The organism is Ochrobactrum quorumnocens (assembly GCF_002278035.1).
GTDB classification, from domain to species: Bacteria; Pseudomonadota; Alphaproteobacteria; order Rhizobiales; family Rhizobiaceae; genus Brucella; species Brucella quorumnocens.
In genome coordinates this window covers 158,199-184,003 of record NZ_CP022603.1, presented here as the reverse complement: position 1 = coordinate 184,003, position 25,805 = coordinate 158,199, and the positions used below count along the sequence as shown (strand labels likewise).

Below are 25,805 nucleotides of genomic sequence, written 5' to 3'. Positions count from 1 at the left end.
GATCCGGCGCATGAAGCAGACTGACATATCCGGGGATATGAATGACAATGGGAGGCGACGTCTTACGACGTTTAAAGCTGTCATAACCAACTCCTGCTCCGGGCATCCCCGCCCGTGACAATGGACTACGTTAGACGGCAGGTCTCCTGGCTTGCGGATATTCGCTGTTCATCTGCCTTCCCGAGCCGTTTTTAAGTGACTCAGTGGCATGACGCTTTTGGGGCGTCACGAGGATGAACGGCAATCCGCTTACAGTTGCGGGGGCAGCCACGGTCTCGGCCCCTTTTGGGTCGTCCTCACCGTGTTCCCTATTAATCCCCTTCACTCTCGGTCGGGGGAACCGTCGTAACTGTATTACATTCTGGTATTATACGCGTCAAGCGAAGCCGAAGACTTAATCGGCTATATAAAACCGTCGCATCAGACTTTTTGCTAATACTGTCAAACGAGTAAAAAGTTGAGGGGAACCTTGCTGGTATATTGCAATTCTCTGCTGTAGTCTCCAGATCAAGAGTCTCTGCCCGGGAAGCAGAGGATTTTGAGGAGGGCTGTCAAAAGACAGCAGCAAAATGCGCGCAAGTGCATTCAGGGAGGATTTATGCGTAAATGGATTCTGGCCATTACATCCGTGACGGCGCTCGCGATAGCGGGAGCAGCTTCGGCGGAAGATTATAAGGTTCTAGCACCAGCAGCACCGGGCGGCGGATGGGATCAGACAGCACGCACAATGCAAAGCGTGCTTCAGGACGAAAAGATTTCCGGTAGCGTTCAGGTTATTAACGTTCCGGGTGCAGGTGGCACCATTGGCCTTGCCCAATTTGTCAATCAGAACAAAGGTGATCCGAGCCAGCTTATTGTGGGTGGATATGTCATGGTCGGCGCAATTCTGACCAACAATTCTCCCGTAAATCTTGATGCAATCACTCCGATTGCTCGCCTTACCGGCGAGTATGAAGCCATCGTTGTTCCAGCTTCTTCAGATATTCAAAATCTGGGTGATCTCGTCACCAAGCTCAAAGCCGATCCCGGTTCTGTTTCCTGGGGTGGCGGTTCTGCTGGCGGCACGGATCACATCACCGCAGGACTTTTCGCCAAAGCCATTGGCGTTGACCCGACCAAAGTCAATTACATCGCCTTCTCTGGTGGCGGTGAGGCACTTGCTGCTATCCTAGGTAATCAGGTCACCGTGGGCATTTCTGGCTACGGCGAGTTTGATCCACAGATCAAGGCTGGCACGCTTCGCATCATCGGTATTTCCAGTGACGAACGGGTTGAGGGCATCGACGCACCGACCTTTAAGGAAAGCGGCGTTGACGTTTCGATCCAGAATTGGCGCATGGTGGGCGCTGCTCCCGGCATTACTGCGGAACAGGTAGCGGGCATCAACACCGATGTTGAGAAGATGGTGAAGTCGGAATCCTGGCAGAAGGCCCTCAAGGATAAAGGCTGGGCCGACACCTATCTCGCAGGCGATGCGTTCAAGGAACAACTTGCCAAAGACGTGGCGTCTACTGAAACTATCCTCAAGGAAATCGGCCTCGTCAAATGACAGGACCTGAACAGCAGGCAGAGCGCCGTTCCACAGAAACGGCGCCAGATTACGCAGCTCTTGTGATCGCCCTCATTCTGGGGGCGGTTGCTGTCGCAATTGCCTGGTCCACGGCCTATGGGAATAACGTTCTTTCGTACTCACCGGTCGGGCCAAAAACAGTACCCTACATCATCGCAGCCGGACTGTTCATTCTGTCTATATGGACGGTGATCAGCGCATTTAAGGGTGAGTTTCCAGAGCGCGAGCATCAGGAAATTGCGCCGATGGCCTGGATCATCGGTGGGTTGGTCATTCAAATGCTGACGATGAAGACCCTGGGCTTTTCCATTGCAACGGGCTTGCTCTTTGCGGCAACGGCGCGCGGATTTGGTTATCGCAAGTTCTGGATCAGCGTCCCTGTCGGCATCGTCTTTGCATTCGCAATCTGGTTCATTTTTGCACGCGGCCTGCAGCTTTCGCTGCCATCAGGTTGGCTTGAGCATCTGGTTTAGAGCGAGATAACAATGGATACTGTCACTCTTCTCGCCAACGGACTTCTGGTGGCGCTTGAACCAGCGAACCTTATTTATGCGCTGATTGGCGTCACACTTGGTACGGCTGTTGGGGTGCTTCCGGGCATTGGTCCCGCACTCACTGTGGCGTTGCTTCTACCCGTTACCTATAAGCTGGATCCTGCTGGATCGCTCATTATGTTCGCGGGTATCTATTACGGTGGCATGTATGGAGGATCGACCACATCGATCCTGCTCAACACGCCTGGAGAAAGCGCTTCCATCGTCACGGCATTGGAGGGCAATAAAATGGCCCGAGCGGGGCGTGGAGGGCCAGCACTGGCGACCGCCGCCATCGGCTCATTTATTGCAGGGCTCATCGCTACTCTGGCATTGGCATTCGTTGCCCCCTGGGTGGTGAAGTTCGCCCTCTCCTTCGGTCCATCCGAGTATTTCGCGTTGATGCTGCTCGCTTTCATGACGGTGTCGGCAGCTTTCGGCGATTCCACTTTGCGCGGCCTCACCTCACTTTTCGTCGGCCTGACGCTTGGCCTGATCGGCATCGATCAACTGACCGGACAGGCACGTCTTGTGATGGGGACACCGAACCTTCTCGATGGCATCAATGTTACCACGCTTGCGGTGGCACTCTTTGCCATCGGCGAAACGCTTGCAGTCGTTTCCAAGAAATTGAGCCCTGACGATGAAGTTATTGCGGTCAAAGGCTCTGTCTGGATGACCAAGAATGACTGGAAGCGCTCTTGGATGCCATGGTTGCGAGGAACGGCAATCGGTTTTCCTATCGGCGCAATGCCTGCAGGCGGCGCAGACGTGTCGAGCTTCCTTTCCTATTCGGCAGAACGTCAATTCTCCAAACATCCGGAAGAGTTCGGTAAAGGCGCGATCGAGGGCGTTGCAGGGCCGGAAGCCGCGAACAACGCATCAGCTGCAGGTACTCTCGTACCCTTGCTGACGCTCGGGCTGCCAACGACAGCGACGGCTGCAATCATGCTTGCCGGGTTCCAGCAATTCGGTCTGCAGCCCGGACCGTTGCTCTTTGTGACAAATGCTCCACTGGTTTGGGGGCTTGTCGCAAGTCTTCTGGTCGCCAATCTGATGCTGCTGGTTCTGAACCTGCCGCTTATCGGTCTATGGGTGAAGATGCTCACCATCCCACGCCACTGGCTTTATGCGGGTATTCTGGTGTTCGCCACACTCGGCACCATTGGCGCCAATGCATCGACATCGATGCTATTCGGCCTTCCGGTTTCGTTCGAGCTTGGCCTGCTTTTGGCATTCGGCCTGCTCGGTTATGTGCTCCGGCGCTTTTCCTACCCGATTGCTCCTGTCGTCGTGGGACTTATTCTTGGGCCGATGGCAGAGAAAAGCCTCCGCCAGGCACTGCAGATTAGTCAGGGAAACCCAATGACGCTGATAAACTCATGGGTGTCGGTGACGTTGATCGCATTGGCACTCGCCGCTGTGGTCGTGCCGATGATAATGCGTCAACGTGGCAAAGGCGAATTGCTCAAGCAAATGGCTGCCGACGAAGACTAAAAAGCAAAAAGCCCCGGAAAACCGAGGCTTTACGTCATTCAGCAATTATAATCTTAGTCATTGATTTTACGGAACTGAGCCACGTCGATGCCGAGCGTCTCAAGGTCTCTGGCAGTCGGTTGATGACCGACTCGCAGGGCAGCAGACGCGCGGACGGCACTGCCGAATTGCGCAAAAGCACGACCGAAACGATTATTAAAACGGGCAAACATTTTCATCTCCATCACGGACGCTCTATTGGTCCGCTTCCTAAAAGATGGTGTCGTTCAACCGCTGTTTAAACATCGGACTTTGCATGTCAGCCATGCGCTATCTGCATGTGCTGATATTCCTCCCTATTGATCGGGATCAATGAGACTCCGTCCGACAACTGCCAACCTGCTTCTTATCAAAGGAAGGAGAAGAATATGTCCAATACACCACACACCCTCGGTGAGGAGTTTCCAGGAAAGCTTGTCACAATTCACGCGTTGAAGGCAGCCGATCCACGCTTTGCCCGCATCCTTGAAGAGTACGATTCAGTTAATGACCGTATCCATCGCGCGGAAACTAAGATCGCACCCGTCAGCCAGGAGGAGGAAACGAACCTTCGCAAACAGCGGCTCGTTTTGAAGGACACAATCGAACAGGCTCTCGCTCCGCTCTGAGCTGTTTCTTGTAAGCAGAGCGCTCAACTCGGATCGCTATTGTCCGAAGCAACCTTTTGCTCCAGTTTACCGACAAGGATCAACATGGCGACGGCAATGACTGTCGCCATGATGGCGATATGCCAAAGTCCAAGGCCGCTGGCCAAGCCAATCGCCGCCGCTAACCACATGCCGGCACCTGTGGTTATTCCAGTTATCTTGCCTTTGGCGAAAATGATGAAGCCCGCAGCCAGGAATGCGACACCGCTTGTAATCGCCTCTACCAGACGTGACGGGTCCATGCGGATATTCTGATCATCAAAAACAGGCACATTCACCAGTTCGAGTGAGACGATGGTAAAGGTCGCCGAAGCCAAACAGACCATCATATGGGTCTTTAATCCGGCAGGCCTTTGCCGCCATTCACGTTCAAGCCCGATGATTGCTCCCAGCAACGTTGCCAGCAGCATACGCGCCAGAACAACTGGCAGGCTTATCAAATTGTCGTGTGTAAATTCGGCCCAGAATTGTTCCATTCCCGTCAACGGAAATGAACGGCTTTTGTTCCAACCTGCTCGGATAGAAAAGCCTTCGATGCCTATCTAGGGATCGTTTTACTGGCCCTGCCCTGATGCAGGAGGCACAGTTTCTGTCGCTGCTGGCGGAACTGAGCCTTCGCTATTTGAAGGAACGTCAGGCGCAATGACATTACCGAAAATTTCGACGAGAAACCAAACCACTGCTGCCGCAGCAATACTCACCAGCAAGATAATCAGAACTGGCTTACCCTCTCGGCCTTGCCGTGCTTCACGCGGGCTGACCTGTTTCATGGATCAATACCTCCTGTTTATCTCGAAGCCATGCAATAGCCCAATGAGCGGCGGCTAGATTGGTTCCAATTTCAACAGAGAGGGTCGATCGACGCCCACAAGTCGTTGCCTTTTCAATCTTTTAAGAACAGGCCGCATCCCAAACTTCTGCGAATTCAACAGTATCGTCTTCAGTGAACGCGCCGATGCTTGTCCCAGCTCCCTTGTAGCGCATGCTACCGCCGTTGCTAACAAAGCTATTCTTCGGTTCCACTCTCCCACATACGACTGGAGAGCCTGATTTATAAGATACAAATTCGTCGCTAAACTTGGCATCAGCTGAATATTTTAAGTGCTCAAGAAGAAGCTGTCGATTTTCCTGTATCCAGAGAGTTTCTTTCTCTTTAGACAAGGTTTCGGCCTTCGTCGGCATCACCGACATTGATGCAACTGACAGCAAAAGCACAAAGACTTTCAGCTGGCTCGTAGTTTTCACCGAAGCTCTCATCGCCTACCCTGTCCCCTAACAATTGTGCCAGACCCTGGCGCCAACAGGTGTGATAAAAGCCGAAAATCTACACCATTCCGTCGCGTGGTAAGATGTCTCTTTTGGATTTGCCCTTTTGATGGCGGCACTTACATCTTACCCTTTCGCTACACACAAAATATACACAAGTGCGCCACTTACAGTGGAATGCATCAACGATGATAGACGCAAAATCCGGCTTAAGGCCAAGATTGCGCTGGTGTTAGATAAATTGACATGCGCATGGAAAGCTAAATGGCGGAGGGGGTGGGATTCGAACCCACGGTACAGTCTCCTGCACGCCGGTTTTCAAGACCGGTGTTAAATTGTTGATTAACTTGCGTTTTTTGGCTTATTTTTGTATATGTTGCGCTATTGTTGCAAACGGAGCAGAAATGGCATGGCAAGTCTCGTAAAACGTGGTGGTCGATGGACAGCGACGGCACGGCTTCCCGATACGTTTCAAGGCTTGGCTAAATCGAAATCGATCAGTCAGACCTTTATTAAAAAGTCTGATGCAAGACTTTGGTTGGAGTCAACCGAAGCGGCTATGAAGCTTGGAACGTGGATTGATCCGCGTTTAGAGATCAAGCAATTTGGACCTCTTGGCTGGCCTGATAAAATTTTTAAAGAAGCAATCGAAGCATACCGTGACACCGAGACGCCAAAGAAAAAAGGCGCGTCTCAAGAGCGCTCCATGCTCAATATGCTTGCGCGTCAGGACTTCGCAAAAAAGAAAATCCGTGAATTGAGCGTTTCTGACTTCGTTGAATACCGTGATACTCGAATGATCGAAGACGGCAAATCTGAATCTACGGTTCGCAACAATCTGAATACGGTATCCGCAATTTTTGAATGGCTCATACATGCGAAGTCCGTTGACGTCGCAAATCCAATTGCTACTTTGCGAAAAATCAAGCGTGGAATACCGCAGCCTAAAGGGCATCGTGAGCGCAGATTGCGCACCGGGGAAGCGGAAAAAATTACCGCTGCCATTAATTCAATTGAGACGCCAGTCGGCAGGCAGTGGGCAGTTCTTTTTCCGTTGCTTCTCGATACAGGAATGCGCCTTGGTGAGGCCCTTTCTCTGAAATGCGGCTGGCTTCGTCAAGAAGAAGGATTTATCTCAATTCCAGATTCAAAAAATGGCAGCCGTCGATATGTAGCGCTTTCAGATCGTGCATATCATGCTCTCTTAGCTCATATCGAGAAAGAACCCGACGATTCAAAAGTTTTTAGGTTCAGTGCATGGACTGCAAAAAATGAATGGCGCAACGATATTCGCATAAAAGCAGAATGTCCGGATTTGCGAATTCACGATCTTCGTCATGAAGCCCTTTCAAATATGGCTTCACGCGGTGCAGATTTGAAAACTCTCATGCGTCAGAGCGGACATAAAACCGTAGCTGTTTTGATGAGATATTTGAACCCTACGCCACAGGAACAGCGTAAAAGACTTTTTGGGGAAACTGATGGGTACTAAAAAATCTAAAAGACAAAAAGATTTCGACAATATTGAAGAATATATTCAGTCTGACAGTGATCTAATAAATGAAGTGAGATGGGCGGCTCAAGCATATTTATCACATGCTGAAAACGCAATGAAATTTGAACTAGGAAAAGTAAATTTTCTGGACATTAATCATTGGTATATAGTCCATCATATCAGTTATATATCCGTAGAATTATTTTTGAAGTCTTTTTATGCTAAACTCACTGTTCATATAGAAGAAGATTTTGAAATAACCGATGATTACAGATATGAATTTTCTGATAATGTATACGTCAAAAATTTTGCACCAGATGGTCATTTCGATATACATAAAAATTATCCAGAAGATTTACTTAATGCGTTGAAAGAATTCATATCTGTAGAAGAATGGCAGATTGTAGAGAGTATGTCTTTTGACGAGCTAACAAGAGGTCGTTATCCTTACGAAGAAAACTCACAATATGTTTCTGAAGAAGATGCTTTTTCGTATTTAAGTTTGGCTAGAAAACTCAGTAAATTTCAATACAATATTTGATTGTTCGATGACAAGAATTTGAGAAGCGGGCGGCGTCCGCTTGCGGGGGGAACCGCTTCTTAAATTGGCAGGCATCGAACAGTAAAAATATTTCTTGCAACATTCTCCGCCGACAGACATCCTAAACTCATTACGGAAGCGTAATGAATTTTAAGAAGTCAGTTTTTTATTTATCGGAGAAAAGTTTTATGATTAAGATCGAAGTAGCAAGCAATCATGTTGATGAACGTTCAGGAACCAGAGCAGACGGCTCAAAATGGACTATGCGTTCGCAGGAAATTTATGTTGATACTGGAGACAAATACCCCGCCAAGTCTTCTGTGTCGCTTGAAGAAGGTCAGGCTGCTTATGCAGTTGGTTTCTACACTTTAGCACCAGCTTCCGTTAAAACTGGCGAGTACGGTCGACTTGAGTTCACTCGTCGTATCGTACTCGCCCCGATTTCCTCGTCTCCTGCGCCTCGCGCGTCTTAATGACGAGATCAGACGGTGCAGCCTCACCAGTATACATGTTTAGAACTTGATGGTGGGATTTGCCGTGTCTGGACGCTATTCCAGCCGCCCGAAGCAAATTTAAATTATGATATGCTCAACGAGAATTTTATCTACGGATTTGCAATTATTTTTGGTCTCTGGAGTCTCGGCTTTGCTGTCAGCGTAGCCGTGAAACTGGTCAAGTTAGCTTAATAGCTTGGCTTAATAGTTAAACCCATTTTTCAAGGAGTTAACGATATGGGTGAAAATAGTGCAATCAGTCAGATTCTCGCAAACTTTGATGTATCTGACATCACGACTTTTGCAGTTACCGCAGGTGCTGCAGTGGTTGGCATCGCTCTTGCTATCAAGGGCATTCAGTACGCTAAGCGTTTTGTGCGCATGTCGTAACTGAGGAACGAACGCACATGTCTGCTCTCATAGAAGTCTTCCCCCTCGCCTTCGGAGCTTCGTGTGCGTTCGCTTTTATTATTGGTATGAAAGGTATTTGACCCCATGTTTTTTGTTTCTCGAACCCCGCCGTGGGGTCTGTTTTGGGTCGCTTTAGCGGCCATTTTTTTTGTCTATGTGCAGCCAGTTGTGGCGCAATCGGCGGGGTCTTGGCGTGTCGTCGATTTTCGATTCAGTGATACCGGTACTATTAAACATGTGATGCCGCCGCCAGTTTGTCGATCTTCTTTTGCGACTGCTGCTGCTGCCGTATCGTGTCTGTCTGGCAAAAGATGGAAGGCGGGATATTATACTTCTCGTGTTGGACACACAGATGTGATCAATTCAGAATTCAATATATCTGCACTTACTGAAGGATTTTCTGCTTGTAGTTCAACGCAACTAATTTCTAGTGTACTGAGTGCATCTGATGCCGCTTCGACGAGCGGAGCCACATCTTTATATAGTTTAAGTTGTAATTTATATTTGTGGGGTTCTTCTAAATTAGACGAATTTGTTGATGTAGCTGGTGCGAGATATTATAAAAAATATATTCTCACTATGAATTTGCCTTCTGGCCGGTCTGGTTCAGTTTGTTCGGGTTCTCAATGCTCTAATGCTCCTACCGTTTCTTATGGGAATTATATTTCGCGTGTTGGCGTCGCTTTCTTTCCGAACGAACCCGTTGAGGAAAGACCAGATGAATCAGAAGATAATGAATGTGTCGACAAAACTCTTACGCTCGCTCTAAGTGCAGCAGAGAAAAATCAAAAGAATCCGACGCCGGGGCAGGAATTCGATTTCAGCGGCTGCACGTATGTTTGGGAAAAGCCACGCTCAACACCGGATAACTATTCTTCAGCTTGCTTGACGCCAATCGGCAATGAGACTTTGTGCTTCGCAAAAGGCATTCGACTGCTCTCTCCTCCTGCTCCCAAAGCCTATGAAGAAGTCACAAAGGAAAAACCCCTTACAGTAAAAATTGGCAATACGGCATCTGAGCAAAAAGCTTTGAAAGCGCCAGACGTTGCTAAGGACTTCATTGGTTGGGGCGGTGCTTTCGGAAAGATCATTCCTCTAGCAAGTCAGCTTCCTGTCGTCGGAAATTTCGTTCAGGCTGCTTCTCAAGTTAGCCCCGACCTGTGGACAGCATGGCTCAATTCCTTCGACGAAGGCCTCGTAAAATTCGAACTCGATTACAAGAAAGAGCAATCTCCGCAAGACTATTATCACCCCGGAAATCACACCGAGGGCGGTGCGTATTTAGGCGCTTTTGATCGAGACTGGGGCAAAACTGAATACGATGCAGACAAAGCGTGGAATTGGAATAAGACGCCAGCAACTGAAGTGGAGGACACTGGAAAGCTCGCAGTAATTGAGCAGCCAAATGGTCCAGGTAGCGGCGGCGGCGACACGTACGTAACGAACATCACAAATCATCACAATAATACAACAATAAATTATCCTCCTGGCGTCACCGCTCCGGGCGGCAATCCAAGCGCTCCACCTGATAGCAGCGTTCCACAGCCACCCGAAGACGGCGGCGAAGGTGGTAACGAGGGAGGTTATGATGGCGGAAATTCTCTTTACACAGCCAAATATCCCGATGGCATGGCGGGCGTCTGGAACGGATTCAAGGATGACATCATGCAGACATCGGGCATCGGTGAATTTTTGAACGCATTTAAAATGCCGACTGGCGTCGCGACGTCCGATCTCTGTTTCAATTTCAATTTCAATATGGGCAAAACAATAAACTTGGGTGAACAAGGCTTCTGTATTTCAGAAAACATCATTTTAATAGTGAAAGCGCTTCTTATTATTTCAGCATTTTTAGTAGCACGTAGATTAGTATTTGGAGGTTGATTACTATGTGGGATTCTATTGTAAATTTTGTGAAAGATGCTTTTGAAAGTCTGCTTTTGCTTTTAGTCGATTTTGTCTGCTCAATTTTTGAAGCGATCTTGAATATCGCGAAGACAGCTATGGAGGGAATATTTTCTTCAATTGATACAAGCTTATTGACGCAAGCAATGGGAAATGTGCCAGGGCAAATGCTTCATGTTGCTCAAATGGTCGGCGTCGGCGAAGCCGTTGGGATCGTTTTAACTGCGATCACTATCCGTTTCATTCTTCAGCTCATTCCATTTTTGAGAACGGGGAGCTAATAGATGATCACTCTTATAACCGGGACACCCGGCAGCGGAAAATCTTACGAAGCCGTAGCTCATCATATTTTGCCAGCGCTCAATTCTGGCAGAAAAGTCGTCACGAATTTGCCACTCAACATCCATTACTACATGAAGATCAATCCGTCATTTGACCGGAACCTTTTTGTTCTAATTCAGCCGACGCCCGATAATCTCGTCCCATTTTCTACTCCTGCTGACTTTGCCGATGAATGGAAAGATAAGAACGGCGTTGGGCCACTTTTTGTAATTGACGAAGCGCACATGGCTTTTCCACGCGGCGATAAAGATAAGAAGATGCTCGAATATTTCACGATGCATCGGCATACAGGGGCAGACATCCTACTTATTACACAGCAGCTTAATCAGCTTCGTCGTGAGATTTCTGGTCTGATTGAACTTAGCTACGTATTGAAGAAAAACACCGTTCTCGGTTCTTCAAAATCGTATCGCAAGCAAACACGGGACGGGACAAAAGGTGCAGTTATTTCGACTGCGGTGCACCGATACGATCTGAAGATTTTTAAGTTTTACCAATCATACACATTAGGCGGACAAGCCGAGGCGGCTCATAAAACAAAGAGCATTTGGTTTCGCTGGCCGTTCATAGCCGCAGCACTTGCTTTTTTATATGTTGGTTATGCAGCACTCTCAGGCGGTTTAAACCCGTTCGGCAAAGCTGCGGAGCTTCAAAAGCCGAAAACTGCTAAAATAGAGGCGCTCGAAGTGCCAAAAGAAGCACCTAAGCCGCGTATCGTAGTATCTGCACCACCAGATCCAGCTTCCGATAAGTCGCTTCCGCAGCTCGTAGTCGCGACGCCCGTTTTATCTGTATCAGAACCTGAGCCAGTCGTGCAGCGCGTAGTGTCCGAGCCTTTTAATTTTTTGGACGTCACAGATCAGACGTCCGTTCGATCGGGGCAGCTGTGTCGCATCATGCTGCATATTGGACAACAGAAGCTCGACGTCTTCACGTTACAGAATAAGGGTTACAAAGTTGAGATAAAACTAAATGAAGGAAAAGATCGCCAGCGTTTTGGCGGCTGCAGCATGTTCGTGAAATATCCGAAGAACGAATCCGAGTATGTTTTTCACGCAAACAAATATTCTTTTTGACTGTTGATTAATTTTGCGCCGTCAGACCTAATAAAAAGAAGAGCCCGTTGCTTGTAACAACGGACTCTCAGTCGGAAGGAATAATTACATTGTTCGTTTCGGCTAAAAATAAGTCAATAGTCGGAAGCAAAAACAATGAAGAAAGTATCAAAAAAACAATTAGCAGAAACAGCGCTTGCGGCATCGCGCTCTTTTTATGTTGATCAGACTGCTAATATTGATACTTTTCGCACTCATGATGAACTTCTTAAAGCTAATATTTTTAAGGAAGTTTCTGCAATAACGTATGTTGAACGCTTGTTATCAGATGCGTTAATTTCTGATCAGTCAAAGAAAATCGCACGCAAACTTAGTGAAGGTGGCTTTGATCCGTATCTTCCAAATGATAACCAGGTTTCGATGATCGGACTTGTTTCCGGTGCTGTTTTTCGTTTTTCTCCGTATCGCAATATTAATCTGATCCCTGAAGTCGCGCAGCGCAATAGGCAACCTCTTTTGCAAGAGTTTGACCTCTTTTTAAAAGAGCATCCAAAGATTAGACGCTATGCCAGATACATGGTTGTCACATCAGGCGAACGCTTCAAAATCTATCATTTTGCAGAGCGTTTGAAGCACTTTAATAAGCAGCTTGGTCGCTATTTCGAAATGTCGTCGAAAGCCGGTATTGACGTCATCTTATGCTCAATTGAGTTCACAGTAGACGAAGAAAACACTATAAACCTTCATGCAAATATTGTTAGTGCACCGCGCCGCGCGTTTGGTCCAAACGGATGGTCAGATTGGCTTAAACTGACTAGGCGACACTTTGACGGTCAGACTTTGCATGATGCCGGACGAGTAAAAGATACAAAAGAAATCATCAAATACGTTTGTAAATTTAACGAAATAGCTGGGCTTTCTAGTAACTGGCTCATCGAGATTGCGCATGCTCTTTATAAGAAACAGCTGGTCCGTCCGCTGGGGCTTTTCCGTGAGTTTCGTAAAGATTTGAAAGCTCGTGGTCAGAAGGTTCGTTTCGATAACGAAAACAAAGAACTCGTGCGTTGTCAGGTTTGTCAGCGTACGAAGCCCGAATCCGCAGAAGACTTTACTAAAGAAGATATTCTCGATGAAGCAGCGCAAGCAGCAGCGGCTGAGCGTTTAGCTTTGGCGTCTAGATATGATCGTCTCGATGAAAAAGAGAAAATCGAAAATCAAATCATTTGTAAGACGCTCCCTCAATCAAGAGCGACTTTGAACGGTGAACCGTTTGTTGTCGTGATGAACTATGAAGCACAGCCGAGTACAAGGAACGGTAGAGACGGTCTCGATGCTATTGAGTCACGTCGTGCATTTCATTTTCGCTTGCTTGCTGAAGCTGGTGTAGAAGTCGAGGACTTGAGCGACGTAGGAGCTTCTAACCTTGACACTCTTACGATAATTCCCAAACGCTTTATCGCTGACTACATGAATACAGATTCAAAGCGACGTCAAAAACTAAATAGTCTTTTAGGTCTTTTCGATAAACCGACACTTGAAGCTGTTGAGATGGCACTTTCTGATGCTCTAGAGCAGCATTTTCCGCGCGAATATCATGATTGGTCTATAGATGTAGAAGATTCTGTAAAGCTTCTCGAAAACGGTCGCAAGCGGCACGAAGAATGGAAACAGCAGACAGAAGTGGGCCGTGCGATGTATCGCGAATATAAAGCGTCACTAGATGACGAGTTTTTTGATTCTTCGAAACGCAACGCTGCGAACGATAATATTCTTTATCAGTTCGATGAGCTCGATTTTGCAATCCCATATTGATCATAGTAATTCTATCGGCGGTTAAACAAACACAATTTTGTTTTTATCCCAAATTGATTCTAATCTTAGTAAGCCAGCAGGGGGATGGTCTGACCATCCCCATTTACTGGCCAAGGGGAGTATCTCCCCTGTGGAACCCCACGAGGCTAATGGCCTCATATGATGAAAGCGGAAATAATAATGGCTTTGACATCTCTTAGTGTTGCAGAACGTATGTATGTTGAGCGCAAGAGTACTTATGCGACGACCAAAATTGATCTGGCAATGTGCACAACTTTCATCGCAGATCTGAAAATGTTTGGTGAAATAATACATAGCTCCTGCACCCCAGACGAAGTTCTTTCTCTTTTGAGAAAAGCAGAAATAGACGGGGGCATCGATTTTTATGGTTAGCGAGCCTCGCACCGAAAAACGGAACACTACAGCACGCGTAACAATCAGGATGACACCCGCTGAGCGCCAGCGGTTGTCATCTCTATGTGAACAGTCAGCGTTGAATGCATCCGAGTTTATAAAAAGAGCTACTCTCTCTTCGGAGTTGACTATTATCTCCAGTAATCATGTTGATCGTGAAATAACGGCAAAATTTCTCGGTGAACTCGGTCGCATCGGAAATAACATCAATCAAATCGCCCGTGTTCTTAATTCCTCTAAAAACTCCGCCTGCAATTTTGAGGCTACTCCGTTTTTAGAGGAATTACGAGCACTACGCGCTGCCATCATCTCTGTTAATGGAGGCCATTAATGGACATGATAGGCGGCATTCATAAGCACGGGCGAACGACACGAGACAGCGCAAATCTTTTCCGTCATCTCACGAAAGACGCCAAGAAGATCGAGATCGTGAATTCCGTTGCGACGTCGCTTGATGACTTGATGAGCGATCTTGCGCTCATGCGCGATGCTACGAAAGCAGATGCCGCTTTCTATCATGTGTTTTTGTCACCGTCGTCAGACATGTCAGATGAGCAGTTGCGTATTGCAGCGCAAACAATCGTTGCGCATATGGGCGCTGAAAATAATCCGTATGCAATTATCTATCATGACAAAGATCGTCGCCCAGGCGGCGGAAATCGGCATGTTCATATTGTCATTGGTCGTGTCGATTCATCTTTGCGCGTTCTTGAAAACAAGTTTGAAAAGATACGTCTAGAGACGGCGGTGAGAATTTGTGAGTATGAAGCTGGAGAGCCTCCGGTTTTTGGACGTCATTATAATTCGTCTATTAAATGGCTTGAGCAACACCGCCCTGAAGTCGCAGACTGGCTTTACAATCACTACGGCAATGATGGTCAAAAGCCGAATTCATCAGCTTCACCAGACAAGCGTCAATCATTGGAACGTCAGGGGGTTAACTTAAGTGGCGTCAAAGAACTGCTTCAAAAAGCATATTCTGAAGCTTCAGACGGACAGTCATTCGCTGACAATGTCCGTAAATACGGCATGCAATTGGAAGTTGGACAGAAATCTGGCGTCTACATCGTTAAACTTGCTGACGTCGAGGTCGGTTCTGTTGATCGTTTGCTCAAGCTGAAGCGTGCAGACGTCCAAAAATTATTATCGAACATTAATTTTAAAAAGGAGATTTCTAATGAACGAGCAATCAGTAGCAACAGCGAAACACGCGAAGGCAATCTACGACAAAGTGCAACAAGTCGACCAGAAGCTGACGCCACTATTATCAGCACTGTCAGACGAGAAGACAGAAAACAGCGAGAATCCGCTTCAGAACATACAAGAGATTTTGGAAGCACTTCTAAACTCAAATCGCATTCTGCATGTGTCGTTGAGCAAAATGCACGACCGCTTAGACGATCTGGAATCGAGTTTGCGCAGGAGACGATAGCTACTGCAGCACTAGCAAAAATTCAGATAAATGTGTCAATGCGTGAAAATATCGATTTCATTACTTCAAGGGTTGAAAGCTCTAAGAAAGAAAATCCCGAAATATGGAAAATTTCTTTACTTGATAAAATCCGTCGGCGCTTTTCAAAAGCTTTTATACGTTTAAAAGAATGCATCGAGATGATGAAAATGTGTGCCGAAGATAATGAAAAAAGGTTTACAGAAGCAGATAAACGGAAGCTAAAAGAGCCTGTAGTTTCTATAGTTCATAAACCAGATCGATCTTATACTGTAAACAAATTTGGATATAAATAAAATACTGTCGGCGAATACTTTTCTTGTTGACTTCATAGTCAGTTTATTTTAATCTGATAATCAGATAGTAAATAACTGACTAGGGGAATGAAAAATGCAGTTTAGAAAAGTTACCGACACAAATAAAATTCAGTGCTTAATTGCTCAGTATGACACTGAAACGAAGCGGACTCGACAGAAGCTGCTTTGCACACTTGATATTTCGACGCCTGCTTTATCCGGCGAATACATGATCAACAAATTTGCTTTCGGCTCTTCAGAAGAGAGAGCTGCTTATGCAGCAGAGATCGATGCTTTTCTGGCTCAGCATCGAAAAGATAATAGTGACGAAATAGCAAAAACGACGTCGCTCGACCTCGGCTTACGTTCTTACGATCTGATAGCGCTGCTTAAAGACGCGCCGGACGCTCTTTCTGAAAAAGATCGCGAAAATCTTGCTGCATCACTTGAATCCTTAATTGTTCAACTCCGGACTTCAAAATAATGGAGCGTGAAGCTTGTCAATCTGAAAAACACAAAGTGGTGCGGGCGCAACGCAGTGAGCCTCGGTTTGTGATTTTTCTGATTTACAGGCTGGAGCGACCCCATCCTCGTTCCCTCCCAAGGGCAGGAAAGAATGACCTGCCCTGGGAATGCCCAACGGCGAGTTGTTGTTATTTTTTGTCAGGTAATTTTTGAGTTTGACGTCTTTTATATTTTCTGATTCTGATAGCTAGCGAGTTTTTCGGGGGAAATATTATGCGCACTTACATAAAAATCTGCATGGGACTTTTGATTGTCGTGCCACTTGCTGTGTTGATGTTGAGTGCTGCACCAGCAATCAATCGCGGTCACAATGCATTTAAGGCTCCTGTTGTCGATAACACTGAACCTGAAATATGCCAGCGTATGCGCGGTGAAGGCATGATGGGCAAGGTTAAGGCTTTCTTTGCTTTCGGTATCTGCAACCGCTGGTAAGTCTCTAATAGCGCATTGACTTCTTCTTAGAAGTGCAATGTTGAAACACTTTGCGCCGACACGCATACTTCATGCATTGTTTTGAGGTATTTTAAATGAACGATTTAGTCGGTGTCTTTTCTTCGGGCGTCTCGCACTTGTTTACTTTTTCTGTCGGTGCTGGCGCTGCAATTATCGGTGTTTCGTTAGCTACTCGCGCAATCGAATACGTGAAAAGTTTTATCGGCATGTCCGATCCTTTTTCGTACGTCTCTAATATCGATGGCGTTGAATATGGCGAATTCGGCGACTTCTCTATCAAGTATGGCGGACTCTATTTCGAATCAGAAGCCGATCTAAATGATCATCTTCTTGAAAAGAGGGCTAACTTAGATTTCGATTCAAACACGGATCTAGGGGACGATTTTGAAGACGGCTGGGACTGGGCTGAGAAATGAGTCGTCCGCAACAGAAAAATTGTTGCATCATTGTTGCAGCTGTAAACAAATTTGTTGCAGCATCGTCTTTGAACCGCCAAATTTCGTCAACTAAATTTGCGTAATGAAATCATAAGGTTATGGCGGAGGGGGTGGGATTCGAACCCACGGTACGGTCTCCCGCACGCCGGTTTTCAAGACCGGTGCCTTAAACCGCTCGGCCACCCCTCCGCATCTGAACGAAGCAGACTTGAACGCCTCTTTATCGTTATCAAATAGCAGCGTCAATCTGCCACTTGCTATCATCCGCTATTAAATCGCTGATAGTCTTGCTCTCATCGTTAATGAAGTCTAAACTTGAAAGTAATAGTCATAAAGAAAAGGGAACTCATGAGCCTGGAATCGGTCAAGGCATTTTTCGCGTACAAGGCACCAGAAATCGAAGTGATCGAATTGCCGACCAGCACCGCGACGGTTGCTCTCGCCGCTGAAGCACATGGTGTGGAACCGGGACAGATCGCGAAGACACTTTCCTTCTCAGCGAAAGATCAAACCATTCTGATCGTTACGCGCGGGGACGCGCGAATTGACAATCGTAAATTCAAAGACCGCTTTGGTACCAAGCCGCGTATGCTAGATGCCGAAAGCGTGCTGAACGAAACAAGCCACCCTGTCGGTGGCGTGTGCCCATTCGGGTTGCCGAACGCCCTGCCCGTTTATTGCGACTTATCGCTCAAAAGTTTTGAAGTAGTCGTGCCAGCCGCTGGCGCCACAAATAGTGCGGTGCGGATAGCACCGCAAAGAATCGCTGAACTTGTTTCGGCTGAATGGATTGATGTTTGCCAGTGAGAGCAATCATCATCCGTAATGCCAGATCGCGATCACGTGATGATTGAAGCGCTTTTTTGCTCTTTAAAGGTGATAAAAGACTTCATATATTTTAAGAATAGTTCTAAAGTGGATTCGAGATGAATGCACTTGCTTGGCACATGCCCCCCGAAAACTCCGGCTTCGGATGGGACTGTGACGTAACAAAAGCAGAGTTTTCCTACGAATAAAACCCTCTGGAAAGCTTGAGAATGTGCTGAAAGGAATAAACAATGCGTCTTACTCGTCAGACGAATTATGCCATTCGCATGCTTATGTATTGTGCCGCCAATGACGGCAAACTGAGCCGCGTTCCAGAAATCGCCCGCGCTTATGGCGTATCAGAGCTATTTCTTTTCAAGATCTTGCAGCCTCTTGTTGAAAACAAACTCGTGGAAACAGTGCGTGGCCGCAATGGCGGCGTACGTTTGGGCCGCGAAGCGCAGAATATTTCTCTGTTCGATGTTGTACGCGTAACCGAAGAAAACTTCGCAATGGCGGAATGCTTTGAGAACGACGCCACTGAATGTCCGCTCGTTGATAGCTGTGGCCTAAATTCAGCGCTACGTGAAGCACTTAACGCCTTCTTCGGCGTTCTGATGAAGTACAGCATTGCAGATTTGGTTAAGGCTCGTCCAAATGTTCGCGCCTTGCTTGGTATCGATGAAGTTGAAGTAGAGCGTGTTGCCAGCTGACGTTTAGCGGCAACCGGAAAATACAAAAAGGCTGAGAACTGGATAAGTTCTCAGCCTTTTCTTGTTGCTAGCATGGTATTGAAGCCAGTGCGGTTTACAGTGACGCGGCATAAGCCGACTGTGGCAGCACGAACGGCACGCCCTGAGCTGGTGGTACACCCACCCGTAACGAACATTCATAGACCCGTTCCAACCGATCATCCGTCAGAGCATGCTGCGGTGTGCCGATAGTATCGAGCCTGCCTTTGTGCATGACTGCAATGCTGTCAGCAAACATGGCAGTCAGATTGAGATCATGAAGGATCGCAATCACGCCGCCGCCTTCTGCCGCAAAGTCGCGCGCGATTTCCATCACTGTGATCTGATGTTTGATATCGAGACTGGAAATCGGTTCATCCAGAAACAGATAACGCGGCTTGCCATCAACAACAGGCTTCCAGACCTGACACAACACGCGCGCAAGCTGCACACGCTGCTGTTCGCCGCCGGAAAGCTCCTGATACAACCTGCCACTGAAGCCAGCCAGATCAACTTTCTGCAACGCAAGATCAGGTAGCCTTTCCTGTTCAGCGCCTGTTACGCCGCTAAAGCCACCCGTTAGGCCAATATGTACAATCTCGCGGACCGTGAATGGAAATGACAAAGCACTGGCCTGCGGCAATACTGCGCGCCGTGCCGCCATTCGCCATGGTTTGATCCCAGCAAAATCCTCACCGTCGAGATAAGCCGAACCAGTGTAAGAAAGATCACCCGAAAGCGCACGCAACAACGTGGTTTTCCCGGAACCGTTGGGACCGACGATTGCAGTTACTTCACCCGGGTGCGCAACAAAATCGATATTCTCGATGATTTGTTTGCTGCCAATGGAAACGCCTAATTTTTTGGTTTCAATCATCTCGTGCCTCACAGATCAAGAACACCGCGCTGACGCAGCAATATCCAGAGGAAAAACGGAGCGCCACAGACTGCCGTAATGATGCCAATGGGCAATTCCGCAGGTGCGACGATCGTTCGGCTCACAGCATCAGCAAGCAGCAACATGATGGCGCCGAGAAGTGCTGCCGAAGGCAACAGATAGCGATGATCCGGCCCGATGCTCAAACGCAGCATATGCGGAACAACAATACCGATAAAGCCGATACCACCGGATATGGCCACCGTTGCACCGGTCGCAGCCGCCACCGTTACAATTGCTACGTTCTTGATGCGCTGCACAGGAATGCCAAGATGCCCGGCTGCAGCCTCACCCAAGGCTAAAGCATTAAGACCGCGCGCCAGAAACGGTGTTGCGACCAGAACAACTGCAATGATCGGACCGGCAGTTCCAATTTTGCCCCATGTAGCCCCGGCCAACGAGCCAAGTCCCCAGAACGTCAGGTCACGCAGCTGGCGGTCGTCGGAAATATAGACAAGCGCGCCTGTCGCAGCGCCTGTGAGCGCACCAAGGGCGATACCGGCCAAAAGCATCGTTGCTACTGATGTGCGTCCACGTCGGGTAGCCACGCGATAAAGAAGAAGCGTGGTGATAAGCCCGCCCAAAAATGCCGCGAGTGGCAAGGCATAAAGGCCGAGCAGCAGATAAATCGGAGCGAGCGCTGTTCCACCGAGAACAATCATCGACACGGCACCCAGGCTGGCGCCGGCGGAAACGCCGACAAGACCCGGGTCAGCAAGAGGGTTGCGGAACAGTCCCTGCATAACTGCCCCCGAAACTGCAAGCGCGGCGCCCACCAATATTCCCATGATGATACGTGGCAAACGTATTTCCATGATGATCAGATGGTCGCGCCGGAATACCTCGACGCTTTCCTGCGTACCGAAAACGAGCGCACGCATGACGCTTAGAACAGAAGCGTCCGACGCACCCGCTGTCAGGCTAAAAAGTGCCGTCAGGCAAAGCGCTATAGCAAGAATTACAATAGCCATACGGGCTCGCACTGAGCGATCTCCGACATGCTTGCTGGTGGCTTGATCAAGCACGGCAAAGCCTTCCGGATTTGCTGCGCGATCTTGGCTGGTCATTTCGATATGCCCTCATTGCGGATTTCCGCGCGATACCTGCCCGCATTTTCGCTCGGCAGACACATGCTTTAATTAGCGGCCTGCTTGCCATAGAGCTTTTCTGACAACTCACGGCTGGCTGCCCCCGTGCGGGGGCCAAAACCAAGCAGATACAGTGAATCCATCTGCACAATATTGCCGCTACGCCCTGCTGGGGAACTGGCAAGCACCGGGTTCTTCAGAAGGTCTTCTTTCTGTACACTGTCCTTGCCGATACCCATGGTGAGGATCAAATCAGGTGCGGCCTTTTCGACAGCTTCATCAGTGAGTTGCTTATAACCCTGATAAGAGTCGATTGCATTCACACCACCAGCAAGGGTGATAATGCCATTAGCACCCGTGCCAGTCCCAGACGCGGTGATGCGTCCATCCTGCGCCGACATGATGAACAGCACGCGCTTGCGCGGGTTCTGGTTAGCAGAGATTTTCTGCGCGGTTTCCAGATCACGCGACACGTCTGCTGCAAGCGCTTTGGCCTTATCTTCAAGTCCAAGCGCTTTACCGACCATCTCAATTTTCTCAATCACACTCTTCGCAGTGTGATCGTCAGGAATCATAGCGATCGGAACAGTAGCTTTCTTAAGCACCTCCAGTGTTTCCGGTGGGCCACTTCCTTCCGATAATAAAATACCAGTAGGGTTGACCGAGAGAACGCCTTCTGGCGACAGGCGACGCATATAACCCACGTCAACAAGCTTTCGAGCTTCTTCTGGATAAGTGCTGGTCTGATCGCGAGCCACCAGCTTATCGCCTGCACCAAGTGCATAGACGATTTCGGTCACCGCACCACCGACGGAGACAAGTCGCGATGTATCGGCGATTTTCTCAACCGTATCGGCATTTGCAGTTCCGCCAAAGGCAACTGAAGCAGCCAGCACAGCCAAGGCCGCACAGCGCCCGATGCTCGATGAAATAATTGACATGTTCTGTTTCCCTAAAGCACATCGCGGAAAATTAGGAACCGAGGATCCGCCAAAGTCATGCGTAAAAACTATGGTTCGAGGTGCAGTCCGGAAGTGAGAGACACTTCCGGACTGCACTTTAAAACAAAGGCTTGGCTGCCTTTTAAGCAGCGGTCGACTGCGGCAGACGCGGGAGATTTTCGGCAATCATGCGCCAGTCAGCAAGTTCAACTTCACCTTCATGACGCTCACCGAAGAACTGAATGATCAGTTCACCATTGGCGTCATAAGCTTCGAGCGAAGTGACATGACCGTCTTTCGTGGGCTTGCGGACGACCCAAGCATCAGCAATGTGGTCGGCGCGCAGGTGTAAGTGAAACGTTGGATCAAGCACATTGAGCCACGGACCCATCATCTTGATTTCTGCGATTTTGCCAGTGTGGATCTGAATGCAGCCACGGCTGCCGACAAAGCACATAATTGGAATCTGTTCCTGAACGGCGTGGTTCATCATGGCTTCAACTGCAGAGAGATCAACGCGCCAGGCAAAGTCCTGTCCGGCAAGATGTACGGCCTGATGACGATCAACACCAAAGTCTTTCAAGAGACCGACAAACTGGTGAACATCAGTCAGAGAGCCCCAGCGTTCACGGAATGCATCGGCGTCGATCGCAGAAACGTCAGCTTTTTCTGGCTTTGCAGCAGTAGGCTTCGTTTCGATCGCAGGGCTCTGATCGTCAAGCAGCAATTCCGAAACGAGCTGCTCATAGGCTTCCAGATTGGACGCCGGACGAAGATGAATTTTGTGAACGGCTTCGCCTGAAGCATCAAAGAACTGCAAGCTGCGGCGAATATGTTCACCATCAAGCTTTGCTACAGCAAAACCATGGACCCAATGTTTTGGGAAAATACGGAGATCGATTTCCTTACCAAGCGTAAGGGACGCATGCGGCCCCCATATCGTCTTTTCAAAAGGGCCAATCTTTTCATGCACGGCGCTTTCATTGCGCGTCAGCGCCATGACTTCGCCAAGCGAAGGCGCATGTTTGAGCAAGGTTTCCACATCTGCACGGATGCGGCGCGCTGAGATCGAGCTTTCAGCTTCTGCACCGGTGTAAGCCGCAATGAAGTCGGCCTCTGCTACCCCGAGACTTTGAGCGAAATCACGCTCGCGCATTTTCGGGTTATCTGCCCGTGCCTTGAGTATCTGCTCTGGGGAGGGCTTGGTCTGGGTCGTCATCTGTTGTTTGCCTATTTGTTCAGGATGAGCTTGCCTTGACGGGTGATCTTCAAACGATAGAGAGAGCCGCCATGCTCTATCGCCACTTCGCGGGAACCGTTGAAGAGTTCACGGCTGCCATAAGTCTGGAGCTGCGGCTCTAGCGGAGATTCAGAAGTGCGCGCTTTTATTTGTCCGTCCGCTGCAAGGCGGGACTGGATTTCGGGCATGCGGCTGGAGACGCGTTCCCGCGGCAACCGCACCTGCATGTCGATGTGAATACGCCTGTTCATTTTTCTGCCTCTGCGCCAGTTATGGAGCCGTCTTGTTAACTGACCGAATGTCGACCAAATCATTAGTTGACATCTAAAGTCATGTTTAATAATCACTGCCTTACTGGATTAAACGAGTCAAGTTTAATTCTTGTTTTTCCAGAGCAAGCCCGAAGGTTTCTCCTTCCAGCCAGCGCTGTCACTCCCCTCGGGATGGGGAGGATGTAACCTATTGAGAAATTTAACTTTCTCACCTCCGGCGGGGCGTGAGAATTTTGCTTTGTCCTTCAGGAGATACTAGGCAATGCGGGCAATAAATGGGGAACAGAAGCGGTCATTCTTGGCGAGCACCAGTCTCGCAGTCGTAATTCTGGCAATGGCGTCGAGTGCATACGCGCAGGAACAAACTGCAGCGACTGAAAGCAACGGCGTCGAGCTGAAACCTATTACTATCAAGAATACACGCGGAACAAAGGGATCGGTTTCGGATACACCTTTGGCAAACGTCACAACTGCTGACGAAATCCGCAAAAAAGACATCGATTCTGTCAACGATTTGAGCAACACGCTAGAGCCAGGTCTTGCTGTAAACACGACAACTGGCAGCGTAAATATTCGTGGCCTTCAGGATGATCGCGTACTGACGACCATTGACGGCATTCCAATTCCTTATCTAGATGCGGCGGTCCGCACTGATGTAAATGGCGGCGGAAGCGATGCATATGACATTTCCGCTCTCTCCGCATTTGACGTCTTATATGGCGCGGATGCCAGCCGCCTTGGTTCAGGGGCTATGGGTGGCGCAGTTGCGCTTAAGACATTGGAACCTGAAGATCTGCTCGCTCCCGGTAAGGCATTTGGCGGTCTCGTCAAGCTGACCTATGATGGCTCGGACAGAGCTTTCATCAGTTCTGGTGCTGTTGCACAAAAAATTCAGAACACGTCTGTTCTGTTTCAAGGCTCGTACAAGCGCGGCCATGAAATTCAGGGCACTGGAGACATCGGTGGATATGGTGCAGCACGCACCGAGGCCGATCCGAAAGATTATGATCGCAGCAATCTCATGTTCAAGCTGCGCCAGGAGCTCGAAGGTGGGCACACCATCGGCATAACGGCTGAACGCAATCGTTATGACTCTGATACCAATTTGAATTCTGATGCTGGGACGACCTACGACAATCGGAACTATAACCAAGGTCGCAAGAACGATCGTGATCGCGTATCGCTGGATTATCGTTATGAAAGCCAGAATGACGGCCTCGTAAACAATGCCTGGGCAACTGTCTACTGGCAGCGGATGACGCGCTCTTATGAGACAGATACAGTACGTCGCGGGTCGGTAGCTGGACCTTACAGCCGTAGCTATAAACTAGAGGATGAGCGTTACGGCACCAGCGGTTATGCAAACCTCGGGTTTGATACCGGTACATTGTCTCACTCGCTGACTATTGGCGGTGACTTCAGTATCGGAAAGAACACGCAATCTATGACCGGCGATGACGCTTGTATCCGTGGCACTGCTACGCCTTCTGATTTGCAGCGCGTCTGCCCATTCCTGCATATCAATCAGGCGGACACACCAGATGTGGATTCCTATCGTCTGGGCCTGTTTGCTGAAGACCGGATCGAAATCGGTGATACGCCTTTCGCAATCACTCCGGGCGTACGGTTTGACTGGTTCAAGTATGAACCAGATTCAATTAGCGGATATGCCAACAATTCAGACAGCCGTATTTCGCCAAAGCTTCGCTTCTCGTGGCAAGCCACATCAAATCTTGAGCTATTTGCGCAGATATCCACGACTTATAAAGCCCCGGAAGTTGATCAGCTTTATGTCACCTACCTGTCTGCCGGTTATGGCACGATCGGCAATCCTAACCTTAACCCTGAAAAGGGTTACGGCATTGATGTCGGCGCAAACTTTGGCGATCAGAATTCGGGCGGCAAGATCACGGCATTCGTGAACCGCTACAGTGATTTCATAGATACCGTGACCACCCGTACAGCCCAATTCCCATTGGGTCTGACCGAGTATCGTAACCTCGACAAGGCACGGATTGCCGGTATTGAAGTAAAAGCGCACCATAACTTCGTAAACGGCTTCAACGTGCATGGTACGTTGGCTTATGCGAAGGCTATGAACCTGGATGACAATATTCCATTGGCATCATCACAGCCCTTCAAGGGTGTGTTCGGTGTAGGCTACAATACTGAAACCTGGGGCGTTGACACCAGCGTTGTCGCAGCAGCCTACGTCAATCAGACCATTTCAACCCAAACCGGGACACAAACACGTCGTTTGCCAGGCTATGGTCTCGTCAATTTGACGGGTTGGTGGGAGCCAAAGCAACTGAACGGCACACGTCTCCAGGCTGGCGTCTACAACGTATTCGACAAGACCTATTACAACGCTATGAACGTCAACAGCTTAGCTAACGTGACTGAGCGTTACTCAGAAGCAGGCCGATACTTCAAAGTATCGCTAACGCAGAAGTTCTAACACTTTTCGGGAGGTTACGACCTCCCGAACACTGATCGTCGTGTCTACGAAGTCCACCCATCTCTGACCGCGGCTGTGGCCTTCATATCCCAAGATGCGGCGCGGCGAGTGCGGGCCCTACCACCGCACTCGCCGGAAAACCAACAGGA

30 protein-coding genes, 1 tRNA gene and 1 riboswitch are annotated in these 25,805 nt (G+C 48.6%); of the genes, 21 read left to right on the top strand and 10 right to left on the bottom strand.

Annotated elements, in window-relative coordinates:
* Window positions 1-119 precede the first annotated feature (119 nt).
* Window positions 120-360: riboswitch (cobalamin riboswitch) on the bottom strand.
* A 238-nt stretch (window positions 361-598) separates the two neighbouring features.
* Genes CES85_RS01045 through CES85_RS01035 form a run of 3 tightly spaced genes read left to right on the top strand, consistent with a single transcriptional unit; the run spans window position 599 to window position 3,600 of the window.
* A complete protein-coding gene (locus CES85_RS01045; RefSeq protein WP_095444231.1) occupies window positions 599-1,549 on the top strand; it encodes a Bug family tripartite tricarboxylate transporter substrate binding protein in 951 nt (316 codons plus the stop codon).
* Window positions 1,546-2,043 (top strand): tripartite tricarboxylate transporter TctB family protein, encoded by a 498-nt coding sequence (locus CES85_RS01040; RefSeq protein WP_095444230.1) that lies wholly within the window; start codon window positions 1,546-1,548, stop codon window positions 2,041-2,043. The genes CES85_RS01045 and CES85_RS01040 overlap by 4 nt, the downstream gene beginning before the upstream one ends.
* A 12-nt stretch (window positions 2,044-2,055) precedes the next feature.
* On the top strand, window positions 2,056-3,600 hold the full coding sequence (locus CES85_RS01035) for a tripartite tricarboxylate transporter permease (RefSeq protein WP_095444229.1): 1,545 nt from the start codon (window positions 2,056-2,058) through the stop codon (window positions 3,598-3,600).
* 53 nt (window positions 3,601-3,653) lie between these two features.
* On the opposite strand, the gene CES85_RS27035 is transcribed toward CES85_RS01035, so the two are convergent.
* Complete coding sequence (locus CES85_RS27035; protein ID WP_167388234.1) at window positions 3,654-3,812, bottom strand: hypothetical protein; 159 nt, start codon at window positions 3,810-3,812, stop codon at window positions 3,654-3,656.
* A gap of 195 nt (window positions 3,813-4,007) precedes the next feature.
* On the opposite strand from CES85_RS27035, the gene CES85_RS01030 reads away from it, so the two are divergent.
* Window positions 4,008-4,247, top strand: a complete 240-nt coding sequence (locus tag CES85_RS01030; protein ID WP_095444228.1) for an HP1242/YdcH family protein — start codon at window positions 4,008-4,010, stop codon at window positions 4,245-4,247.
* 23 nt (window positions 4,248-4,270) lie between these two features.
* Here the strand turns inward: CES85_RS01030 and CES85_RS01025 are convergent, their stop codons facing one another.
* From CES85_RS01025 to CES85_RS01015, 3 genes are all read right to left on the bottom strand, one after another.
* On the bottom strand, window positions 4,271-4,762 hold the full coding sequence (locus CES85_RS01025) for an MgtC/SapB family protein (protein WP_095444227.1): 492 nt from the start codon (window positions 4,760-4,762) through the stop codon (window positions 4,271-4,273).
* Between the two features lie 78 nt (window positions 4,763-4,840).
* Window positions 4,841-5,056, bottom strand: a complete 216-nt coding sequence (locus tag CES85_RS01020; protein ID WP_095444226.1) for a hypothetical protein — start codon at window positions 5,054-5,056, stop codon at window positions 4,841-4,843.
* 121 nt (window positions 5,057-5,177) lie between these two features.
* Window positions 5,178-5,531, bottom strand: a complete 354-nt coding sequence (locus CES85_RS01015) for a hypothetical protein (protein WP_095444225.1) — start codon at window positions 5,529-5,531, stop codon at window positions 5,178-5,180.
* A gap of 430 nt (window positions 5,532-5,961) precedes the next feature.
* Between CES85_RS01015 and CES85_RS01010 the strand changes: the two genes are divergently transcribed.
* The 14 genes from CES85_RS01010 to CES85_RS00950 all read left to right on the top strand — a co-directional run bounded on the left by CES85_RS01010 (window position 5,962) and on the right by CES85_RS00950 (window position 17,161).
* Window positions 5,962-7,044, top strand: a complete 1,083-nt coding sequence (locus CES85_RS01010) for a tyrosine-type recombinase/integrase (RefSeq protein WP_095444224.1) — start codon at window positions 5,962-5,964, stop codon at window positions 7,042-7,044.
* Window positions 7,034-7,588 (top strand): hypothetical protein, encoded by a 555-nt coding sequence (locus CES85_RS01005; RefSeq protein ID WP_095444223.1) that lies wholly within the window; start codon window positions 7,034-7,036, stop codon window positions 7,586-7,588. Before CES85_RS01010 ends, CES85_RS01005 begins: the two co-directional genes overlap by 11 nt.
* A gap of 143 nt (window positions 7,589-7,731) precedes the next feature.
* Window positions 7,732-8,061 (top strand): single-stranded DNA-binding protein, encoded by a 330-nt coding sequence (locus CES85_RS01000; RefSeq protein ID WP_095444222.1) that lies wholly within the window; start codon window positions 7,732-7,734, stop codon window positions 8,059-8,061.
* A 258-nt stretch (window positions 8,062-8,319) separates the two neighbouring features.
* Entirely contained in the window at window positions 8,320-8,472 is a 153-nt protein-coding gene (locus CES85_RS27030) for a hypothetical protein (RefSeq protein WP_157743386.1), read from the top strand.
* Window positions 8,473-8,577: 105 nt separating this feature from the next.
* Entirely contained in the window at window positions 8,578-10,377 is a 1,800-nt protein-coding gene (locus CES85_RS00995; protein WP_157743385.1) for a hypothetical protein, read from the top strand.
* Between the two features lie 5 nt (window positions 10,378-10,382).
* Window positions 10,383-10,679, top strand: coding sequence for a DUF2523 family protein (locus tag CES85_RS00990; RefSeq protein ID WP_095444220.1), 297 nt, complete (start codon window positions 10,383-10,385; stop codon window positions 10,677-10,679).
* Window positions 10,680-10,682: 3 nt separating this feature from the next.
* On the top strand, window positions 10,683-11,816 hold the full coding sequence (locus tag CES85_RS00985; protein WP_095444219.1) for a zonular occludens toxin domain-containing protein: 1,134 nt from the start codon (window positions 10,683-10,685) through the stop codon (window positions 11,814-11,816).
* A 135-nt stretch (window positions 11,817-11,951) separates the two neighbouring features.
* A complete protein-coding gene (locus tag CES85_RS00980; RefSeq protein ID WP_095444218.1) occupies window positions 11,952-13,607 on the top strand; it encodes a hypothetical protein in 1,656 nt (551 codons plus the stop codon).
* Window positions 13,608-13,787: 180 nt separating this feature from the next.
* Window positions 13,788-14,000, top strand: a complete 213-nt coding sequence (locus CES85_RS00975) for a hypothetical protein (protein WP_095444217.1) — start codon at window positions 13,788-13,790, stop codon at window positions 13,998-14,000.
* Window positions 13,993-14,352, top strand: a complete 360-nt coding sequence (locus tag CES85_RS28205; RefSeq protein WP_095444216.1) for a plasmid mobilization protein — start codon at window positions 13,993-13,995, stop codon at window positions 14,350-14,352. Before CES85_RS00975 ends, CES85_RS28205 begins: the two co-directional genes overlap by 8 nt.
* Window positions 14,352-15,767: a relaxase/mobilization nuclease domain-containing protein gene (locus CES85_RS00965; protein WP_095444215.1), complete on the top strand. Its 1,416-nt coding sequence runs from the start codon at window positions 14,352-14,354 to the stop codon at window positions 15,765-15,767. The genes CES85_RS28205 and CES85_RS00965 overlap by 1 nt, the downstream gene beginning before the upstream one ends.
* A gap of 94 nt (window positions 15,768-15,861) precedes the next feature.
* Window positions 15,862-16,251 carry a hypothetical protein gene (locus CES85_RS00960; protein WP_095444214.1) on the top strand — a complete coding sequence of 130 codons (390 nt, stop codon included), beginning with the start codon at window positions 15,862-15,864 and terminating at the stop codon, window positions 16,249-16,251.
* Between the two features lie 254 nt (window positions 16,252-16,505).
* A complete protein-coding gene (locus CES85_RS00955) occupies window positions 16,506-16,724 on the top strand; it encodes a hypothetical protein (RefSeq protein WP_095444213.1) in 219 nt (72 codons plus the stop codon).
* 95 nt (window positions 16,725-16,819) lie between these two features.
* Window positions 16,820-17,161 (top strand): hypothetical protein, encoded by a 342-nt coding sequence (locus tag CES85_RS00950; RefSeq protein WP_095444212.1) that lies wholly within the window; start codon window positions 16,820-16,822, stop codon window positions 17,159-17,161.
* A 120-nt stretch (window positions 17,162-17,281) separates the two neighbouring features.
* On the opposite strand, the gene CES85_RS00945 is transcribed toward CES85_RS00950, so the two are convergent.
* Window positions 17,282-17,371: transfer RNA gene (locus CES85_RS00945), tRNA-Ser, on the bottom strand.
* A gap of 159 nt (window positions 17,372-17,530) precedes the next feature.
* Here CES85_RS00945 and CES85_RS00940 point away from each other — a divergent pair.
* Complete coding sequence (locus tag CES85_RS00940; RefSeq protein WP_095444211.1) at window positions 17,531-17,989, top strand: YbaK/EbsC family protein; 459 nt, start codon at window positions 17,531-17,533, stop codon at window positions 17,987-17,989.
* A 251-nt stretch (window positions 17,990-18,240) separates the two neighbouring features.
* Window positions 18,241-18,702 (top strand): iron-responsive transcriptional regulator RirA, encoded by a 462-nt coding sequence (gene rirA, locus CES85_RS00935; RefSeq protein ID WP_095444210.1) that lies wholly within the window; start codon window positions 18,241-18,243, stop codon window positions 18,700-18,702.
* 94 nt (window positions 18,703-18,796) lie between these two features.
* Here the strand turns inward: rirA and CES85_RS00930 are convergent, their stop codons facing one another.
* The 5 genes from CES85_RS00930 to hemP all read right to left on the bottom strand — a co-directional run bounded on the left by CES85_RS00930 (window position 18,797) and on the right by hemP (window position 23,177).
* Window positions 18,797-19,597: a heme ABC transporter ATP-binding protein gene (locus CES85_RS00930; protein WP_095444209.1), complete on the bottom strand. Its 801-nt coding sequence runs from the start codon at window positions 19,595-19,597 to the stop codon at window positions 18,797-18,799.
* Window positions 19,598-19,605: 8 nt separating this feature from the next.
* Window positions 19,606-20,724 (bottom strand): FecCD family ABC transporter permease, encoded by a 1,119-nt coding sequence (locus CES85_RS00925; protein WP_095444208.1) that lies wholly within the window; start codon window positions 20,722-20,724, stop codon window positions 19,606-19,608.
* Between the two features lie 68 nt (window positions 20,725-20,792).
* On the bottom strand, window positions 20,793-21,686 hold the full coding sequence (locus CES85_RS00920; protein WP_095444207.1) for a heme/hemin ABC transporter substrate-binding protein: 894 nt from the start codon (window positions 21,684-21,686) through the stop codon (window positions 20,793-20,795).
* Window positions 21,687-21,828: 142 nt separating this feature from the next.
* Window positions 21,829-22,905 carry a hemin-degrading factor gene (locus tag CES85_RS00915; RefSeq protein WP_095444206.1) on the bottom strand — a complete coding sequence of 359 codons (1,077 nt, stop codon included), beginning with the start codon at window positions 22,903-22,905 and terminating at the stop codon, window positions 21,829-21,831.
* Window positions 22,906-22,916: 11 nt separating this feature from the next.
* On the bottom strand, window positions 22,917-23,177 hold the full coding sequence (hemP, locus tag CES85_RS00910) for a hemin uptake protein HemP (RefSeq protein WP_024900274.1): 261 nt from the start codon (window positions 23,175-23,177) through the stop codon (window positions 22,917-22,919).
* A gap of 319 nt (window positions 23,178-23,496) precedes the next feature.
* On the opposite strand from hemP, the gene CES85_RS00905 reads away from it, so the two are divergent.
* Complete coding sequence (locus tag CES85_RS00905; RefSeq protein WP_157743383.1) at window positions 23,497-25,656, top strand: TonB-dependent hemoglobin/transferrin/lactoferrin family receptor; 2,160 nt, start codon at window positions 23,497-23,499, stop codon at window positions 25,654-25,656.
* Window positions 25,657-25,805 lie beyond the last annotated feature (149 nt).

What these genes read in the sequence shown, in the direction of transcription:
- CES85_RS01045 (WP_095444231.1), top strand. Translation starts at nt 599, where the DNA reads ATGCGTAAATGGATTCTGGCCATTACATCCGTGACGGCGCTCGCGATA.
- CES85_RS01040 (WP_095444230.1), top strand. Translation starts at nt 1,546, where the DNA reads ATGACAGGACCTGAACAGCAGGCAGAGCGCCGTTCCACAGAAACGGCG.
- CES85_RS01035 (WP_095444229.1), top strand. Translation starts at nt 2,056, where the DNA reads ATGGATACTGTCACTCTTCTCGCCAACGGACTTCTGGTGGCGCTTGAA.
- CES85_RS27035 (WP_167388234.1), bottom strand. Translation starts at nt 3,812, where the DNA reads ATGTTTGCCCGTTTTAATAATCGTTTCGGTCGTGCTTTTGCGCAATTC.
- CES85_RS01030 (WP_095444228.1), top strand. Translation starts at nt 4,008, where the DNA reads ATGTCCAATACACCACACACCCTCGGTGAGGAGTTTCCAGGAAAGCTT.
- CES85_RS01025 (WP_095444227.1), bottom strand. Translation starts at nt 4,762, where the DNA reads ATGGAACAATTCTGGGCCGAATTTACACACGACAATTTGATAAGCCTG.
- CES85_RS01020 (WP_095444226.1), bottom strand. Translation starts at nt 5,056, where the DNA reads ATGAAACAGGTCAGCCCGCGTGAAGCACGGCAAGGCCGAGAGGGTAAG.
- CES85_RS01010 (WP_095444224.1), top strand. Translation starts at nt 5,962, where the DNA reads ATGGCAAGTCTCGTAAAACGTGGTGGTCGATGGACAGCGACGGCACGG.
- CES85_RS01005 (WP_095444223.1), top strand. Translation starts at nt 7,034, where the DNA reads ATGGGTACTAAAAAATCTAAAAGACAAAAAGATTTCGACAATATTGAA.
- CES85_RS01000 (WP_095444222.1), top strand. Translation starts at nt 7,732, where the DNA reads ATGAATTTTAAGAAGTCAGTTTTTTATTTATCGGAGAAAAGTTTTATG.
- CES85_RS27030 (WP_157743386.1), top strand. Translation starts at nt 8,320, where the DNA reads ATGGGTGAAAATAGTGCAATCAGTCAGATTCTCGCAAACTTTGATGTA.
- CES85_RS00995 (WP_157743385.1), top strand. Translation starts at nt 8,578, where the DNA reads ATGTTTTTTGTTTCTCGAACCCCGCCGTGGGGTCTGTTTTGGGTCGCT.
- CES85_RS00990 (WP_095444220.1), top strand. Translation starts at nt 10,383, where the DNA reads ATGTGGGATTCTATTGTAAATTTTGTGAAAGATGCTTTTGAAAGTCTG.
- CES85_RS00985 (WP_095444219.1), top strand. Translation starts at nt 10,683, where the DNA reads ATGATCACTCTTATAACCGGGACACCCGGCAGCGGAAAATCTTACGAA.
- CES85_RS00980 (WP_095444218.1), top strand. Translation starts at nt 11,952, where the DNA reads ATGAAGAAAGTATCAAAAAAACAATTAGCAGAAACAGCGCTTGCGGCA.
- CES85_RS00975 (WP_095444217.1), top strand. Translation starts at nt 13,788, where the DNA reads ATGGCTTTGACATCTCTTAGTGTTGCAGAACGTATGTATGTTGAGCGC.
- CES85_RS28205 (WP_095444216.1), top strand. Translation starts at nt 13,993, where the DNA reads ATGGTTAGCGAGCCTCGCACCGAAAAACGGAACACTACAGCACGCGTA.
- CES85_RS00965 (WP_095444215.1), top strand. Translation starts at nt 14,352, where the DNA reads ATGGACATGATAGGCGGCATTCATAAGCACGGGCGAACGACACGAGAC.
- CES85_RS00960 (WP_095444214.1), top strand. Translation starts at nt 15,862, where the DNA reads ATGCAGTTTAGAAAAGTTACCGACACAAATAAAATTCAGTGCTTAATT.
- CES85_RS00955 (WP_095444213.1), top strand. Translation starts at nt 16,506, where the DNA reads ATGCGCACTTACATAAAAATCTGCATGGGACTTTTGATTGTCGTGCCA.
- CES85_RS00950 (WP_095444212.1), top strand. Translation starts at nt 16,820, where the DNA reads ATGAACGATTTAGTCGGTGTCTTTTCTTCGGGCGTCTCGCACTTGTTT.
- CES85_RS00940 (WP_095444211.1), top strand. Translation starts at nt 17,531, where the DNA reads ATGAGCCTGGAATCGGTCAAGGCATTTTTCGCGTACAAGGCACCAGAA.
- rirA (WP_095444210.1), top strand. Translation starts at nt 18,241, where the DNA reads ATGCGTCTTACTCGTCAGACGAATTATGCCATTCGCATGCTTATGTAT.
- CES85_RS00930 (WP_095444209.1), bottom strand. Translation starts at nt 19,597, where the DNA reads ATGATTGAAACCAAAAAATTAGGCGTTTCCATTGGCAGCAAACAAATC.
- CES85_RS00925 (WP_095444208.1), bottom strand. Translation starts at nt 20,724, where the DNA reads ATGACCAGCCAAGATCGCGCAGCAAATCCGGAAGGCTTTGCCGTGCTT.
- CES85_RS00920 (WP_095444207.1), bottom strand. Translation starts at nt 21,686, where the DNA reads ATGTCAATTATTTCATCGAGCATCGGGCGCTGTGCGGCCTTGGCTGTG.
- CES85_RS00915 (WP_095444206.1), bottom strand. Translation starts at nt 22,905, where the DNA reads ATGACGACCCAGACCAAGCCCTCCCCAGAGCAGATACTCAAGGCACGG.
- hemP (WP_024900274.1), bottom strand. Translation starts at nt 23,177, where the DNA reads ATGAACAGGCGTATTCACATCGACATGCAGGTGCGGTTGCCGCGGGAA.